This window comes from Actinomadura fulvescens, assembly GCF_039533225.1.
GTDB lineage: Bacteria > Actinomycetota > Actinomycetes > Streptosporangiales > Streptosporangiaceae > Spirillospora > Spirillospora fulvescens.
Map to the genome: position 1 here is coordinate 212878 of NZ_BAAATD010000001.1, position 15812 is coordinate 228689.

Sequence of the window (15812 nt, forward strand, 5' to 3'; positions counted from 1 at the left end):
CGATCGACAGATGGTGAGCACGAACGGCAGCGGAGCCGCGCCCTCGGTGGTCAGCGGCAACTGGCAGACCAACAAGCGGCTGGCCACGGTCTGGGACCGCGGCGTGAAGAGTCGCCCGGTCGCCATGCTCTACGGCGCGGTGGTCTTCGCCACCGACAACCGCAAGATGTACCGGCACATGGCGTCGGCGGTGGCGCTGCCAGAGGGAACGTCCGTCCTGGACATCCCCTCGGGCGGCGGCGTGGTGCTCCTCGGCCTGCGGTCCGGGAGGCGGCTGCGGTACGTGGCGGCCGACATCTCCGACCTGATGCTGGACCGGGCGCGGGCCGAGGCGGCCCGGCGGCACCTGGACTTCGTGGAGTTCGAGAAGGCCGACGCGACGGCGCTCCCGTTCAAGGACGAGGAGTTCGACGTCGTGGTCTCCTACAGCGGCCTGCACTGCGTGCCCGACCCGGCGGCGGCCGTACGGGAGTGGTCCCGCGTCCTCAAGCCCGGCGGCGCCGTCAAGGGCAGCGTCGTCGTACGCGGCGCCTCCTTCATCCCCGACCGCTTCATCAACCTCTGGGTGAAGCTGCGCATCCTGGACGTGGTGACGCCGATGGAGGAAGTACGCGGCTGGTTCCGTGACGCGGGCCTGCGGGTCGTCCGCACCGAGACCTCGGGCGCCGTCCTCTACTTCGAGCTGGAAAAGCCGAAGGACGGCTGAGCTTTACAGGAAAACCGGAGGGCGCCTGACGGGCCAGGCGCCCTTACGGGGGACGTGGCGTGTCCCGGGGATACCGCTGGAAAATCACCAAATCCCCGGGACACGTCACGGGCCTTGAAGCCTTGAAGCTCAGCTGATGCGCTCGATGTTCACTGATGCGCTCGATGTTCAGATGATGCGTTCGATGACGGTCGCGTTGGCCTGGCCGCCGCCTTCGCACATGGTCTGCAGGCCGTAGCGGCCGCCGGTGCGCTCCAGCTCGTGCAGCATCTTGGTCATCAGCACCGCGCCGGTGGCGCCGAGGGGATGGCCGAGCGCGATGGCGCCGCCGTTGGGGTTGGTCTTCTCCAGCGAGGCTCCGGTGTCCTTGGCCCAGGCGAGCGGGACGGGGGCGAACGCCTCGTTCACCTCGAAGACGTCGATGTCGTCGATCTCCAGCCCGCCCTTCTCAAGGACCCGGGCGGTGGCGGGGATCGGGCCGGTCAGCATGTAGACGGGGTCGCTTCCCGCGAGGGCGAGCGCGTGCACCCGGGCCCGCGGGACGAGGTTGTGGTGCTCGATCGCGGTGGCCGAGGCGATGAGCACCGCGGCGGCGCCGACCGAGATGGGGGAGGAGACGGCCGCGGTCATCCGGCCGCCCTCGCGGAGCGGCTTCAGCGAGGCCATCCGCTCCAGCGTGGTGTCGCGGCGCGGTACCTCGTCGTGCTTGACGCCCGCGTACGGGGTGATCTGGTCGTCGAACCGGCCCTGGTCGATCGCCTCGACCGCGCGCCGGTGGCTCTCGACCGAGAACTCCTCCAGCTCGATCCGGCTGAAGCCCCACCTCTCGGCGATCAGCTCGGCGCCGCGGAACTGCGAGATCTCCTGGTCGCCGTAACGCCGGGCCCAGCCCTCGCCCGAGACGTAGGGCATGCCCTTCTCCAGGCCGAGCGTCACGTTCGACCCCATCGGGACCATCGCCATGTTCTCGACGCCGCCGGCCACGACCAGGTCCTGGGTGCCGGACAGCACGGCCTGGGCGGCGAAGTGCACGGCCTGCTGCGACGAGCCGCACTGCCGGTCGATGGTCGTGCCGGGCACGTGCTCGGGCAGCCCGGCCGAGAGCCAGGCGGTGCGCGCGACGTTCAGCGACTGCGGGCCGACCTGGCCCACGCAGCCGAGGATCACGTCCTCCACCGCCGCCGCGTCGACCTCCGTGCGGTCGACGAGCTCCTTGAGCACGTGCCCGGCCAGATCGGCCGGATGCGCGCCCGCGAGCCCGCCCTTTCGCGTCCCGACCGGGGTGCGGACCGCGCCGACGATGTAGGCCTCCGCCATGTCGTCCCTCCTTCGTGACGGCCCGGCGCCTGGTCCGAACCGGATTCGCATGGCGACGGTAGCCCTGGGCCGGACCCGCGAACAGGCCCGCCGCCGGGTGATCCTTGTCACATTAACTGATCGAACGATCGTACTAATAAGCGGTCTGGCTGGGAAGGTTGCGCGTTGACTTTATAGAACGACCGTGCATACAGTTTTGCGTTGTGAATGACACCGAGCTGGAACTGGGCGGGCTGTTCGTCGGGCGGCCGGCGCCGCTCGCCGACGGAGACCGGGAAGTGCTCAGCGCGATCCGCAAGCAGCGGGTCGCGGAGGAGCACGTCGAGCTGTCGGCGACGCAGCTGGCCGGCGACCGGCAGGCCGACATGGTGTCCCACGGCGGACGCGACAAGGCGGTCTACATGTACCCGGCCGCGCACTACACGTTCTGGCGCTCGCTGGGCTACGAGCTGGAGCCGGGCGGTGTGGGGGAGAACGCGTCGGTCACCGGCCCGGACGAACGCGAGGTCCGCATCGGGGACGTCTGGTCGTGGGGTCCCGCCCTCGTGCAGGTGTCGCAGCCCAGGAGCCCGTGCTTCAAGTTCGGCATGAAGCTCGGGCGCAAGCAGGCCGTCGCGCAGATGATCGAGAGCGCCCGGTGCGGCTGGTACCTGCGGGTGCTGCGCAGCGGTGCCGTGCCCGCGAGCGGGACGCTGCGGCTGATCGACCGCGACCCCGCGGCGCCGACCGTGCGCGAACTGTTCACCGGCTCGTTCGCGCGCGGCGCGGACAACGACCCCGAGAGGCTGCGGGAGATGATCGGTACGCCGGCGCTGGCGGAGCAGTGGCGCTTCGCGTGCCAGGACAAGCTGGCCCGCCTGGAGGCGAGCCGATGACGACCGACGGCCGCCTGGTCCGCGGCGACCACACCCGCCGGCGCATCCTGTCGCGCGCCATGGACATCGCGTCCCTCGAAGGCCTTGAGGCCCTCTCGATCGGGCGGCTCGCCGGGGAGCTCAAGGTCAGCAAGAGCGGCGTCTTCGCGCACTTCGGCTCCAAGGAGGAGCTGCAGCTCGCCGTGATCCGCGCGGCGAAGTCGGTGTTCGCGTCCCGCGTCGTGGAGCCCGCGTTCGCCGAGGCCCCCGGACGGCGCCGCCTGGAGGCGCTCTGCGACGGCTGGCTCACCTACTCCGAACGCCGTGTCTTTCCCGGCGGCTGCTTCTTCTTCTCCGTCGGCGCCGAGTTCGACGCCCGTCCCGGCCGGGTGCGCGACGTTCTCGCCGAGGCCCGCCGCGAGTGGCTGGCGCTGTACGCGCAGACCATCCGCGACGCCCAGCAGCTCGGCGAGCTCGACGACAGCGTCAACCCCGCACAGCTCGCGTTCGAGCTCGACGCCTTCGCCACCGCCGCCAACTCGGCGGCGCTCCTGCTCGACGACGCCACCGCTTACGACCGCTCACGCACCGCGATCCGCTCAAGGCTGGCCGCGCTGAAAACCTGAACTGAATATGGAGGTAGCCGGGTGACTTCAGATACCGAGACCACGACCGCGAGTCCCCCCAAGGTCAACCCCGGACTGGTGTTGCTGCTCTGCTCGGGCGCGACGTTCATGGCGTTCCTCGACCTGTCGGTCGTGAACATCGCGTTCGTCGACATCCTGGCGGACTTCCCGGGCACCGAATCGTCGACGCTCACCTGGGTGGTGAGCGGTTACGCGGTGACGTTCGCCGCGTTCCTGACCCCCGCCGGCCGGCTGGCCGACACACTCGGCAGACGCGAGGTCTTCTTCGGCTCCCTCGCGGGCTTCACGGTCGCGTCCGTCATCTGCGCCGCCGCCCCCAACCCCGAGGTGCTCATCGCGGGCCGCGTCGTGCAGGGCGCCTTCGCCGCGGGGATGATCCCGGCGGCGCTGGGGCTGCTCATCCAGCACATCCCGTTCGAAAACCTGATCAAGGCCATCGGCACCTGGTCGGCGGTGGGCGGCTTCTCCGCGGTCGTCGGCCCGATCGTGGGCGGTGTCCTGGTCGACGCGTTCGGCTGGCGATCGGTCTTCTACGTGAACGTCCCGGTCGGCATCGTCCTCGTTCTCGGCACGCTGTCCGCGATGCCGCGCATCCATCCGCCCGCCGGGCTCCGGCACCCCGACCTTCTCGGCAGCCTGATCCTCGTCCTCGGCATCGGCGGCGTCGTGGCCGCCCTGACCGAAGGCGAGAACTGGGGCTGGACCGACACGCGCACCCTCGCCCTCCTCATCGGCGGCGTCCTGCTCGGCCTCGTCGCCCTCGTCCGTTCCCGCGGCCACGAGGCCCCCGCGATCGCCACGAACCTCTGGGCGAGCAGCCGCTTCGCCGTCGTCAACCTCGCCTCCCTGATCTTCGGTGTCGCGATGTTCGCGTGGCTGCTCACCGGTCCGCTGCTCACCACCCAGGTGTGGCGCTGGAGCATCATGGAGAGCGCGGGCGCCCTGTCCATCGGCGCCGTCGTCTCGATGGTCGCCTCCGTCGCCGCGGGCCGGGTCAGCGACCCGACGAAACACCGCTGGGTGATCGCCCTTGGCTCACTGCTCTTCGCCGGGTGCAACTTCCTCATGGCCAGCGACCTCTTCGGCACCGAACCGCGTTTCTGGGACGCCTGGGTCCCCGCGTCCATCCTCGGCGGCGCCGGCCTGGGCCTCGGCGTCGCGGCCCTCTCCGCAGCCGCCGCCACCGCCCTCCCGCCCCTCCAGTTCGCCGCAGGCGTCGGCATGAACATGACCGCCCGCCAGCTGGGCGGCGCCCTGGGCATCGCGGGCATGGCCGCGATCCTCACCGCCGGTGGCGGCACCCGCGCCATCGACGCCTTCCACGACGTCTACCTCGCCTGTGCGGCCGTGGCCATTGTCGCCGCGATCGTGGCGGTGTTGCTCCCCGCTCCCGCCACGGCCGAACAGTGACCGAACGGGCCGCGGCCTCAGGGCCGCGGCCCGTTCTGTCAGATCAGTGACAAAACACCCGCAAGATCCGCGCCACGAAACACATTCCCCCCAGCCCCCACCAAGAGCACAATCGCCTCCGGCAAAACCTGTGCTGGAGGTCCGGTGCCCAACCCACAACGTGACCAGGACCGCAGGCTCGCGGAAGCACTCCGCGACCAGCGGCCGGGGGCGGTCGCGCACATTTACAACTCCTACGGCCCACGCCTGTTCGACTACGCCGAGGCACTCCTCGACGACCGCGACCTGGCCGTGGAAGCCGTCCGCGCCGCCCTCCTCGTCACCCGTACCAAAGAGCTGCCCGACGACACCCGCTTCCGTGCCTGGCTCTACTCCCTGGTCCGCGACGAGTGCCTGAGCCGCCTGGGCAAACGCCCCCGCCCACGCGCCGAGCCCCCCGCCCCGCCACCACCCCGCCTGGAGCCCGGCCGCCTGGTCTTCCACTACGCCATGGACGACCTGGAACGTGAACTGGCCGACCTCAAACACCACCACGGCCTGGCCATCATCGAAGTGGCCGAGATCCTGGGCATCACCCTCCAGCAAGCCGCCGAACTAGAAGCCAACACCCCCACCCCCGAAGAACCCCCCACACCCCCACCCGCGCCCGCGCTTTCTGCTGCGCCGAGCACGCCTCCCGCCGCGTCCACGCGGCCTGCCACGCCGGATGCACCTGCCGCACCAACCGCGCCCGCTCCTGCGCACCAGGTCAAGCCCGACACACCTGCCGCCGTGCCTGCGCGCCCAAGCGCACCTGCTGCCGCGAAGGCGTCTGCGCAGGCCGCCGAGCAAGCCGCGTCTGCGCAGCCGGCTAAGCCGAGTGCCTCTGCTGCGGCATCCGGACGGCCTGCCACGCCGGATGTGCCTGCGCCTGCGTCCACCCCGCCGACCGTTCCGGCTGCTGCCCAGCCTGCGAAGCCGAACACAACTGCCGCCGCGTCCGCGCAGGCTGCGGAGCCGAGCGCGCCTCCCGCCACGTCTACGCGGTCTGCCACGCCGGGCGTTCCTGCGCCTGCCACACCAACCGCGTCCGTTCCTGCGCACCCTGTCAAGCCCGGCACGCCTGCCGCCGCATCTGCGCAGCCAAGCGCGTCTGCTGCGAAGTCGTCCGGTAAGCGAGGCGCGTTTGTTGGGGGGCGGGCTAAGTCGCAGGGGACTGCGCCTGCGGGTGTTAAGGCGGGTGCGGATCTTTCTCGGCATTCCGATGATGTGCAGGTGGCGCCGCTGGGGCATGGGCGCGTCATGATGCGGTCGGATGGGCGGCGCAAGAAGCTTGTGGGCGCCACGGCCGGGGCGGCGGGGGTCGTCGTGCTGGCCGCTGGTGCGTTGTCGTTGATGGTGTTGCAGCCGTTCTCGAACGAGGGCGGGGGCGCGATCGGGCCGCAGTCGGCGGGGGGTGGACGTACGCCGGACACGCGGTTCGAGACGCCGACGTCGCCGCCGCCGGTGTCGCCTGGTCAGAAGCCGAGCTCGGCGCCGTCGGCCAAGCCGAAGGATTCGGCACCGCCTCAGAGCAGGCCGCAGACCAAGCCGAGCAAGCGCAAGAAGGCGCCGCCGCCGCGCAACGCGAGGGCCACGGGGACGTTGCGGGTGAGTGATGGGAGTTGCCGGGGGATCGCGGCGCCGATCTCGCGGAGCTGCACTCTCTCGCTGACCGCCGTCGGCGGGGCCGTGCGGTGGTCGGTGGCGGGGGTCAACCCCGGCATCGCCCGGGTGTCGGCGGGCGGGGGAGGCACCCTGGCCAGCGGGCGGAGCACGACCGTGACGGTGACGATCAGACCTACGGTGATTTGTTACGCGCGGGGCTTCGGGAGCGCCACCGTTTCGTTCGCGCCCGGTGGCAGCGCGAGGGTGTCTTACACCTGCTGGTAGTTCACCAGTCGGTGCAGGCGCGGAGGCGGGTCAGGGCCTCGGCCGGGCTGAGGCTCGGCAGCGACAGCGCGGTCTCGCCCTGCGTGATCGTTCCGGTGCTGTCGATCGTGCAGGTGGTGCCGTGCGGCCACGCGCCGAACATCAGGCCGACCAGGTTGCCGCGCCGGACCAGGGGCAGGACGACGTCGTCGTCCTGGCCCGGGGTGGAGATCCAGTACGTGGGGACGGCGCGGCCACGGGTGGGACTGAGGTCGGGGTTGGCCTGCTCGGCCTCGGCCATGAGCAGGTCGAGTTCGAGGTGCTCGATCGCCTCTTCGAGGAGCTCGCACACGTGCAGGGGTGCCAGGGCCTGGCAGAGGGACTCCTCCAGGTCGCCCTCGAAGAGGCGGTTCAGCTCGTTGCGGGTGATGACGACCTTGGTGCCGCGGGTGACGAGTTCGACCAGCACGGCGCGGACGAAGCCGTTGGCGCCCGGGCCGACCACGCCCAGGCCCGTGGGACTGGCGAGCCGTTCGGTGGCCTCAAGGACGGGTTCGGGACGGGGTGTGAGCTGCGGGATGGGCGTCGGGCGGCGGATCAGTGACTGGTGGAACGCGAAGCCCATCAGGAGCAGCATGGCCGCGACGATGCTGGGGAGCACGCCCTGCGGCAGGCCGTCCGAGGGTTCGGGTGGGATCGCCTGGGGCGGCGGGGGCGTGATGGTCCGGGTGGGCTGCGGTGGGCGTTTCTTCTTGATGCGCCTCGGCGGTCGCTTGACCGGGCGTACGGGGCGGCGGTCCACGGTTCTGGCCGACTCGCGGTGCGGTCTGCGGGTCGACTTGCGGAGGGCGCGGCCGAGGTTGGGTCTCTTGTGGGTGAACTCGTGGCGCAGGTGGTGGCAGAGGGAGTAACGGTCGAACAGCGCACGGGCGGGGCCGCGGAGCTTCACGCAGTCCGCCGTCGCCGGGGCCGCCCCGGTGAGGCAGAGGAACGTCAGCGCGAGGCCAAGGAACATGCGCCTACGGAACGTCACAGGTGGCCACCTCCCCCGATGATGACCTGCGCGTTCGATGTAACCAGGGAGGTGGGCGGCCGGAGGTGGACCGACACGGGAGGATGGCGAATCCGTGATCACTCCGATACCGAGCGTGTCCCCAGCTGACGAGCGCGGAGCCGGTCAACTAAAGTCATCGGGCACGGGGCGCATGGAAGGTGGCAGGTGACAGAGGATCGGACGGGGGTCTCCCCCGCGGCGACGCTCGCAGAGAAGATCGAATGGCTGATCCAGAACATGTGGCCCCTGGGGGTGCCGCCCGCCCGCAACAACGTGGAGACGGCCGCGGCCATCCACACGGCCACGGGAGAGGACATCTCCTCGACGACGGTCTGGAAGCTGCGGACGGGGCGGCAGGACAACCCGCAGCTGCGCACGCTCACGGCGCTGGCCAACTTCTTCGGGGTGCCGATCGGCTACTTCGGCTTCCCGGGCGAGGCCGACCCGATCGACGACGACCTGACGTTCAAGGCGCTGCGGCGTGAGGTCGCGGTGGGCGTGGTGCGCCCGGAGGTACTGCGCGCGCTCGTCGATCTGTCGCCGGAGGCGCGCTGGGTCGTGGACGAGATGATCCTCGCGGCGGCGCAGGCCGATCGGGTGCGGCACCGGAAGGAACGCGCCGCCGACTGACCCCGTCACGACAGGGCGTCGTGGACGCGTCCGGCGTGGCGGGCCGCCTGGAGGCAGGCGACCCGGTCGGCCGGGTCGACGGCGCGTGAGGTCGCGACGACCAGGGCCTGGGTGACCAGCAGGGAGAACGTCGCGAGCGACTCGTTCGGTTCGGCCTCTTCGAGCCGCCGCAGGGACGGGGCGCGGGAGAGCGCACGCCAGGCGTCGCTCGCCTCGTTCACCGCCGTGGCGTACGCGGGGGACCGGTCGGCGAAGGCCGAGGCGGCGCGTTCGACCAGTTCGAGGCCGGCGAAGGCGGCGGCGAGCAGTGTGGGCAGGTCGCAGGCCGAACGGATCCGGCCGGTGGCGTACGCGATGTGATCCTGCATGTGATTCCCCGTTCACTCAAGATGTCAGCGCGCTTAGTCTGTCCATCGTGGGAGACGGGCGTCAATCATGATTGCTCGCGTGTCGTGAACGTTGATGGAAGTTGAGGCAGCGGCAAGGGCCGGAGCGACCAGAGTCGCTCCGGCCCGCAGGCACCGGCTCACCGTGCCGGTGCGTCCTGGAAGCGGGGTGCGCGCATGTTCACGAGGCTGTCGAGCTTGTGGACGCGCTCGTCGTGGCCGATCTGGCGAAGCAGGTCGGCCACCGAGTCGTAGCGGCCGTACTCGGCGGCGTACGTCGTGGGCGCCGGCCGGTCCTCCAGTTCGGGATGCTCGGCGACGAAGCTCATGTACTCGTGCTCCGCGTGGTCCTCGAAGTCGGCGTTGAGGCGGTAGCTCAGCTCCGGCCTGACAAGGAACAGCAGCCAGGACACGTGGTAGTAGAAGAACGCGACCAGCCACGGCGCGACCCGGTGCAGCAGGAACGACTGCCGGTGGCCGTCGCGCTGGACGAGGTCCTGCAGGATCAGCAGGTGCCACTGCTCGTTGTCCTGCTCCTCGCGGGTCTCCTCGATCCGCTCGTACACCCGCTTGGCGACCGTCGACCGGCGGCGGTGACGCGAGAGCGCGAAGTAGCCCATGCGCTCCCAGGCCTGGTACGGAACGCGGGCGATGAACTCCAGCATCGTGAACTTCACGAGCGTGCGTTCACGTCCGTACACCAGGTCCATCTGCTTGAAGAGCATCCGCGCGAGCAGCCCGTAGCGCAGCCGCGGCGCTTCGAGCGTCTCGATCTGTGCGGCGCGCAGCTCCCAGGGAGAGAGTTTGGGCGGGCCACCGTGGGGCTTGGCATGCGTTTCGACGGCGGGGGCGGCGGGGGCGGTGATCGTCATGGTTTCGTTCCGTTCGTGAGGCCTGTTGTGATCTGCCTCGATCTTGGGCGTACGGAACGTGGTGCCGCGTCGGCCGTGGAGAGGCACTTGGGGTACTCCTGGAGACAGCCGTCCGCCCGTGCCCCTACGGCTCTCGGCGTAGGGGATCACCCCTACGGGTACAGGAGACCGTGCGTTTTCGCGAGGTCGAGCGCCGCCTGCGACGCGGGGGCGAGCAGGTCACGGTTCTCGTGTCCCACGTACCGGAACTCGTCGACCTCACCGGTCGGGACGATGTCGCCGTCGTAGCCCGCCGTGAAGCACGCCATCCGCACGTACTCGTATTCGGGCTGGTCATGCGCCGGAGCCCGCACCACGCCCAGCCGCCGGAATGTCGCCGGAACGAGCTCGACCGCCAGTTCCTCGCGGACCTCGCGTGACAGGGCCGACCAGTCGTCCTCGCCCTGTTCGCGCTTGCCGCCGGGCAGGTAGAGAACGTCACGGCCGCGCGATCGGACGGTCAGCATCCGCCCTTGCGCGGCGTACACCCAGGCGACGACATCGAGCTCCACGCGATCAGTCTCCCAGGACGACGACGGTGGGCTCCACGCGATCAGTCTCCCAGGACGAAGATCAGGCCGAGCAGGGCCAGCAGCACGGTGACGGCCGTGGCCAGCAGGACCGAGCCCGGATCGGCGACCGGCTCGCCCGCGTGGAGGCGCCGGCCGCGGCGGCGGTGCTGCGCGCGGACGCGGCGGACGTGGAGCGCCGCCGCCCCGGAGACCACGGCCGCGGCCAGCGCCGCGCCCATGGACGAGGGCGCCAGCCGTACGCACACCAGCCCGGCGACGATGATCGACAGGTTCGTCCGGGACCAGGCCAGCGAGGTGCGTTCGGGCTGGGCGCCCGGGTCCCACAGGGTCACCGGGTCACCAGCAGCGCCGCGACGAGGCCCACGGACAGGGCGGCCAGCCCGTAGGAGATGATCGGCGCGAGCGTGGGCAGCGGCAGCGGCTCGGCGCGCCGCAGGGCGCGTTCGGTGCGGAGCCAGCGCCGGAACGCCATGACCGCGACCAGTGCCCCGGCGACCGAGCACCCGGCCGCGAGCCCGTTCCGCAGCGGCGCCGCGATCAGCTGTCCGCTGAGCGCCAGCCCGATCCCGCCGGCGATCATCGCCAGCGCGGTGCGGATCCAGGCCAGGAACGTGCGCTCGTTGGCGAGGGTGAAGCGGGGGTCGGGGTCGGTGCCCTCGGCGAGCAGCCGGTCGGTCCATCGGCCGGACGGTTCCGGGGGCTGAACAGCGGTCATCGATCACCTTGCGAGGTCGGCGGCTGGGCGCGCCCATGCTATGCGCGGCGCCATTTGACGACCCAATCGATGTGGATTTCAATTCCGACTGCAAATACCGGGAACTAATGGCTCCTCTGCAGGTCAGAAGGTCATTCGCTCCCGTAACGGCGTGCGGAGGCGTCTTCCTGGGCGAGCCGGTGAAGGGCCGTGAGCACCTGTTCGTACAACACGGTGGACACCAGCATGGAATGCACGGTGCGGCTGCGCGGCGCGTCGCCGGTGACGCGGCCGATCTCGTGCTCGGCGACGGTGACGGCGGCCCGGACGTACGGGCGCAGATCGGTGAGCGTGATCGGGAAGCCGAGGCGGCGCAGCGCCACGAACGTCTGCGCGAGCAGGTCGCGGGCGGGCGCCTCGCCGGCCACCCGCCAGCCGAGCTCGCGGATCAGGGCGTCGACGTCCTCGCGGGCGGCCCGCCAGTGCGGGTCGTCGGGCGGCAGGACGTGCGGCCCGATGGCGTGCTGCGTCGTGCCGAACAGCTCGTGCATGCCGACCGTGTCGTCGTCCACCGCGGCGACGATGCGCTTGATCGCCGCGACCGGCAGGTCGCCGACCTCGCGCAGCGCGCGGATGAGCCGCAGCCGTTCGAGATGACGTTCGTCGTACTCCGACCGGGTGCTGCTCGCCGCCGCGCCCTTGGGGAGCAGCTCCTCGCGGATGTAGAACTTGATCGTCTGCACGGTGAGGCCACTGCGGTCGCTGAGCTCGGAGATCTGCACGACGCACCCCCTTGGCTGGATACCAACACTATCCAGGACTCCTGGTTGGATACCGCCGCTATCCAGCCACCGGGTACTTTCCCGCCTACAGTGCGTCAGCATCGGGTGCGCCGCACCCGGGGCATCGGCACCCGGGGCATCGGCACCCGGCGGCGTCAGGTGGTCGTGCGGCGCATCGACTCGGAGATCTTCTCGGCGGCGGCCATGACCGGGCCCGCGTGCAGGCGGCCGGGGGAGCGGGACAGGCGTTCCAGGGGACCCGACACCGAGACCGCGGCGATCACCCGGCCGCCCGCGCCCCGGATCGGGGCGGAGACCGAGCCCACGCCCTGCTCGCGTTCGCCCACGCTTTGCGCCCACCCGCGGCGGCGGACCGAGGCCAGCGTGGTGGCCTCGAACTTCGCCCCGCGCAGGCCGCGGTGCAGCCGGTCGGGCTCTTCCCAGGCCAGCAGGATCTGGGCGGCGGAGCCCGCGGTCATCGGAAGCGCGGCGCCGACCGGGATCGTGTCGCGCAGGCCGCTCGTGCGTTCGGCAGAGGCCACGCACACGCGCACGTCGCCCTGGCGGCGGAAAAGCGAGGCGCTCTCGCCGGTGAGATCGCGGAGCTGGGCCAGGATCGGCTGGGCGATGGCCAGCAACCGGTCTTCGCCCGCCGCCACGGCCAGCTCGGCCAGGCGCGGTCCCAAGATGAAACGGCCCTGCGTGTCCCGGTGAACGAGACGGTGGTGCTCCAGCGCGACGGCGAGCCGGTGCGCGGTGGGCCGCGCCAGTCCGGTGGTCTGCACGAGCTGCGCCAGCGAGGCCGGACCGGCCTCCAGGGCGTTCAAGACGAGAACCGCTTTGTCAAGTACGCCGACTCCGCTAGAGTTGTCCATGTCTTGATATTGCCGTCTCGTAATTTGAGATGCAAGTCAGGGCCGACCGGGAGCCGGCGCATCGGCGCGCCGGCGATGACACAGGTGAGGTGGAGCGATGGGCCGCACATTGGCCGACAAGGTGTACGACGCGCACGTCGTGCGACGTGCCGAGGGCGAGCCGGATCTCCTCTACATCGATCTTCACCTGGTGCACGAGGTGACCAGCCCGCAGGCGTTCGACGGCCTGCGCCTGGCCGAACGCAAGGTCCGCCGGCCCGATCTGACGATCGCCACCGAGGACCACAACGTCCCGACCACCGACCTGCTCAAGCCGATCGCCGACCCGGTGTCGCGCACGCAGGTCGAGACGCTGCGCAAGAACGCCGCCGAGTTCGGCATCCGGCTCCATCCGATGGGCGACGACGGCCAGGGCATCGTCCACGTCATCGGCCCGCAGCTGGGCCTGACCCAGCCGGGCATGACCGTGGTGTGCGGCGACTCGCACACCTCCACGCACGGCGCGTTCGGCGCGCTGGCCCACGGCATCGGCACCAGCGAGGTCGAGCACGTGCTGGCCACCCAGACGCTGCCGCAGGTCAAGCCGAAGATGATGGCCGTCACGGTGAACGGCTCGCTGCCCGCCGGCGTGACCGCCAAGGACCTGATCCTGGCGATCATCGCCGAGATCGGCACCGGCGGCGGCCAGGGCCACATCATCGAGTACCGCGGCCAGGCGATCCGCGAGCTGTCGATGGAAGGCCGCATGACGGTCTGCAACATGTCCATCGAGGCGGGCGCCCGCGCCGGGATGATCGCTCCGGACGAGACCACGTTCGCCTACCTCAAGGGCCGTCCGCACGCGCCGCGGGGCGAGGACTGGGACAAGGCCGTCGAGTACTGGACGTCCCTGCGCACCGACGACGACGCCGTCTTCGACAAGGAGGTCGTCATCGACGCCTCCACGCTGGCCCCGTTCGTGACCTGGGGCACCAACCCCGGCCAGGGCCTGCCGCTGACCGAGTCCGTGCCCGACCCCGCCGCGTTCGACGACCCCACCGACCGGCAGGCCGCCGAGCGCGCCCTGGAGTACATGGGCCTCACCGCGGGCACGCCGCTGCGCGAGGTCGAGGTCGACACGGTGTTCGTCGGCTCCTGCACCAACGGCCGCATCGAGGACCTGCGCGCCGTGGCGGACGTACTGGCCGGGCGCAAGGTCGCCGACGGTGTCCGCATGCTGGTCGTACCCGGCTCGATGAAGGTCAAGAAGCAGGCGGAGGAGGAGGGCCTGAACGAGGTCATCTCCGCCGCGGGCGCCGAATGGCGGGAGGCGGGCTGCTCGATGTGCCTCGCCATGAACCCCGACAAGCTCACCCCGGGCGAACGCAGCGCCTCGACGTCCAACCGCAACTTCGAGGGCCGTCAGGGCCCCGGCGGCCGCACGCACCTGGTGTCGCCCGCCGTCGCCGCCGCCACCGCCGTCACCGGCCGCCTGACCGCGCCCGCCGACCTCTAAGGACGACCAGAACGATGGAAGCGTTCACCACGCACACCGGGCGCGCCGTGCCGCTGCGCCGCAGCAACGTCGACACCGACCAGATCATCCCGGCCGTCTGGCTCAAGCAGGTCAGCCGCACCGGCTTCGACCAGGGCCTGTTCTCGGCCTGGCGCGAGGACCCCGGCTTCGTCCTGAACCAGCCGCAGTACGAGGGCGCCAGCATCCTGGTCGCCGGCCCCGACTTCGGCACCGGCTCGTCGCGCGAGCACGCCGTCTGGGCGTTGCAGCAGTACGGCTTCAAGGTCGTCATCGCGCCGCGCTTCGGCGACATCTTCCGCAACAACTCCACGAAGATGGGGCTGCTGCCGGTGATCCTGCCCGCCGAGACCGTCGAGGCCCTCCAGACACGGGCCGAGCAGGACCCCGAGGCCGAGATCACCGTGGACCTCGGCAGCCGCGAGGTCCGCGCCGGCGACCTCGTGGCCTCCTTCGAGATCGACGACTACACCCGCTGGCGGCTCATGGAGGGCCTGGACGACATCGGCCTCACCCTCCGCCACGCCGACGACATCACCGAGTTCGAGTCCCGGCGCATCGCCTGGATGCCGACCACGGTCTGAAGGCCCCCCGGATTGACGGGCACGTCTCCCCACAGAGGAGAATCCCCTCAGTGGGGAGACATGCTCGACCGTTGGGGGGCTCCATGAGTGCGCGACCGTGGACCGGACCCGAGTGGGACGACCCGGCGCTGACCGACCTCGCGCTCCGGCTGCGCGACGCGCACCGGCTCGTCGCGCCGCTCCCGCAGACGACGCGGCGAAGGCTCATCCGGCACCTTCTGGCGATCACAGATCTGGCCAAGCGGGACCCTGACCTGGCCGCCCGGCGGCTGGAGACCTTCCTCGCCGATTTCCGCGGGACGCCCTACGGGAGATAGCGTGCTCGTGGCCGGATTCGGTCCGGCGCCCGGCGAGACAGGGCGAAAACGACAAAAACGTCAGCGACACGGCAACTCTTGCTGTCTGGTGATTGTGCCGATGCCGCGCCTCCCTTAGTTTCGTTCGGGCAAGGGGGGAACTAGAGGAGTAACCCATGAACAAGCGTGAGCTGGTCGACGCCATCTCTGACCGGCTGGGCAGCAAGAAGGCCGCAGCCGAGGCCGTCGATGCGATCCTGGACACGATCCAGACCGCCGTCGCCAAGGGCGACAAGGTTGCGATCACCGGGTTCGGTTCGTTCGAGAAGGCCGACCGGCCTGCCCGCACGGCCCGCAACCCCGCAACCGGCAAGACCATCGAGGTTCCCGCGACGTCCGTGCCCAAGTTCAAGGCGGGCGCCGACTTCAAGAACCTCGTAGCCGGCAAGAAGTAACGCACCCGCACAGCGCCCGGGCCGTCTAGACGGCCCGGGCGCTGTGTTTATTTGCTTTCACGGCCTCGGGTCCTCGCCTGGCGGCTCGGACCCGAACCGCAAAAGCGGCGAGCGCGACATCGCTTCGCGATCTTCGCGGGGAGCTTCGCCTGCGGCTCGCTCCCCGCTCAGCGCAGCGCGCTCGCGGTGCGTCCTGAGGTTGTGGGGAACGGTCGTCGGCCTGGCCGGTACGAACGCGCGGAGGTCCGCGACCTGATCAGCAACGCAGGGCGGTC

At 70.7% G+C, this 15812-nt stretch carries 19 protein-coding genes; 9 read left to right on the forward strand and 10 right to left on the reverse strand.

Annotated elements, in window-relative coordinates:
• Positions 1–10: 10 nt before the first annotated feature.
• Complete coding sequence (locus ABD333_RS00960) at positions 11–706, forward strand: class I SAM-dependent methyltransferase (protein ID WP_344536731.1); 696 nt, start codon at positions 11–13, stop codon at positions 704–706.
• Positions 707–874: 168 nt separating this feature from the next.
• Here ABD333_RS00960 and ABD333_RS00965 read toward each other — a convergent pair whose 3' ends face one another.
• Complete coding sequence (locus tag ABD333_RS00965; RefSeq protein WP_344536733.1) at positions 875–2023, reverse strand: acetyl-CoA C-acetyltransferase; 1149 nt, start codon at positions 2021–2023, stop codon at positions 875–877.
• 203 nt (positions 2024–2226) lie between these two features.
• Between ABD333_RS00965 and ABD333_RS00970 the strand changes: the two genes are divergently transcribed.
• From ABD333_RS00970 to ABD333_RS00980, 3 genes are read left to right on the forward strand one after another with little or no spacing between them, the layout of a single operon-like run.
• Positions 2227–2898 carry an MOSC domain-containing protein gene (locus ABD333_RS00970; protein ID WP_344536735.1) on the forward strand — a complete coding sequence of 224 codons (672 nt, stop codon included), beginning with the start codon at positions 2227–2229 and terminating at the stop codon, positions 2896–2898.
• The gene (locus ABD333_RS00975; protein WP_344536737.1) at positions 2895–3503 is read left to right on the forward strand and encodes a TetR/AcrR family transcriptional regulator; all 609 of its coding nucleotides are present in this window, start codon (positions 2895–2897) and stop codon (positions 3501–3503) included. Before ABD333_RS00970 ends, ABD333_RS00975 begins: the two co-directional genes overlap by 4 nt.
• Positions 3504–3524: 21 nt before the next feature.
• Positions 3525–4934: an MFS transporter gene (locus ABD333_RS00980; protein WP_344536739.1), complete on the forward strand. Its 1410-nt coding sequence runs from the start codon at positions 3525–3527 to the stop codon at positions 4932–4934.
• Positions 4935–6481: 1547 nt separating this feature from the next.
• On the opposite strand, the gene ABD333_RS00985 is transcribed toward ABD333_RS00980, so the two are convergent.
• On the reverse strand, positions 6482–6730 hold the full coding sequence (locus ABD333_RS00985; RefSeq protein WP_344536740.1) for a hypothetical protein: 249 nt from the start codon (positions 6728–6730) through the stop codon (positions 6482–6484).
• A 116-nt stretch (positions 6731–6846) separates the two neighbouring features.
• Complete coding sequence (locus ABD333_RS00990; RefSeq protein ID WP_344536742.1) at positions 6847–7857, reverse strand: hypothetical protein; 1011 nt, start codon at positions 7855–7857, stop codon at positions 6847–6849.
• 186 nt (positions 7858–8043) lie between these two features.
• Here ABD333_RS00990 and ABD333_RS00995 point away from each other — a divergent pair, with 186 nt between their 5' ends.
• Positions 8044–8508, forward strand: coding sequence for a hypothetical protein (locus ABD333_RS00995; protein ID WP_344536744.1), 465 nt, complete (start codon positions 8044–8046; stop codon positions 8506–8508).
• Between the two features lie 5 nt (positions 8509–8513).
• Here the strand turns inward: ABD333_RS00995 and ABD333_RS01000 are convergent, their stop codons facing one another.
• From ABD333_RS01000 to ABD333_RS01030, 7 genes are all read right to left on the reverse strand, one after another.
• Positions 8514–8876 carry a hypothetical protein gene (locus ABD333_RS01000; RefSeq protein ID WP_344536745.1) on the reverse strand — a complete coding sequence of 121 codons (363 nt, stop codon included), beginning with the start codon at positions 8874–8876 and terminating at the stop codon, positions 8514–8516.
• A gap of 158 nt (positions 8877–9034) precedes the next feature.
• Positions 9035–9766, reverse strand: a complete 732-nt coding sequence (locus ABD333_RS01005) for an alternative oxidase (protein WP_344536747.1) — start codon at positions 9764–9766, stop codon at positions 9035–9037.
• 152 nt (positions 9767–9918) lie between these two features.
• Positions 9919–10317: an NUDIX hydrolase gene (locus ABD333_RS01010; RefSeq protein ID WP_344536749.1), complete on the reverse strand. Its 399-nt coding sequence runs from the start codon at positions 10315–10317 to the stop codon at positions 9919–9921.
• A gap of 41 nt (positions 10318–10358) precedes the next feature.
• Positions 10359–10670, reverse strand: coding sequence for a DUF202 domain-containing protein (locus ABD333_RS01015; protein ID WP_344536751.1), 312 nt, complete (start codon positions 10668–10670; stop codon positions 10359–10361).
• Positions 10667–11053: a YidH family protein gene (locus ABD333_RS01020; protein WP_344536752.1), complete on the reverse strand. Its 387-nt coding sequence runs from the start codon at positions 11051–11053 to the stop codon at positions 10667–10669. Before ABD333_RS01020 ends, ABD333_RS01015 begins: the two co-directional genes overlap by 4 nt.
• A gap of 131 nt (positions 11054–11184) precedes the next feature.
• Entirely contained in the window at positions 11185–11814 is a 630-nt protein-coding gene (locus tag ABD333_RS01025) for a MerR family transcriptional regulator (RefSeq protein WP_344536754.1), read from the reverse strand.
• Between the two features lie 155 nt (positions 11815–11969).
• On the reverse strand, positions 11970–12689 hold the full coding sequence (locus tag ABD333_RS01030) for an IclR family transcriptional regulator (protein ID WP_344536755.1): 720 nt from the start codon (positions 12687–12689) through the stop codon (positions 11970–11972).
• A gap of 97 nt (positions 12690–12786) precedes the next feature.
• On the opposite strand from ABD333_RS01030, the gene leuC reads away from it, so the two are divergent.
• The 4 genes from leuC (at position 12787) to ABD333_RS01050 (ending at position 15537) form a co-directional block, all read left to right on the forward strand.
• The gene (gene leuC / locus ABD333_RS01035; protein ID WP_344536756.1) at positions 12787–14184 is read left to right on the forward strand and encodes a 3-isopropylmalate dehydratase large subunit; all 1398 of its coding nucleotides are present in this window, start codon (positions 12787–12789) and stop codon (positions 14182–14184) included.
• A 14-nt stretch (positions 14185–14198) separates the two neighbouring features.
• A complete protein-coding gene (gene leuD, locus ABD333_RS01040; protein WP_344536757.1) occupies positions 14199–14786 on the forward strand; it encodes a 3-isopropylmalate dehydratase small subunit in 588 nt (195 codons plus the stop codon).
• A gap of 83 nt (positions 14787–14869) precedes the next feature.
• Entirely contained in the window at positions 14870–15103 is a 234-nt protein-coding gene (locus ABD333_RS01045) for an SCO5555 family protein (protein ID WP_344536758.1), read from the forward strand.
• A 155-nt stretch (positions 15104–15258) separates the two neighbouring features.
• Positions 15259–15537: an HU family DNA-binding protein gene (locus ABD333_RS01050; RefSeq protein WP_344536760.1), complete on the forward strand. Its 279-nt coding sequence runs from the start codon at positions 15259–15261 to the stop codon at positions 15535–15537.
• Positions 15538–15812: the final 275 nt, after the last annotated feature.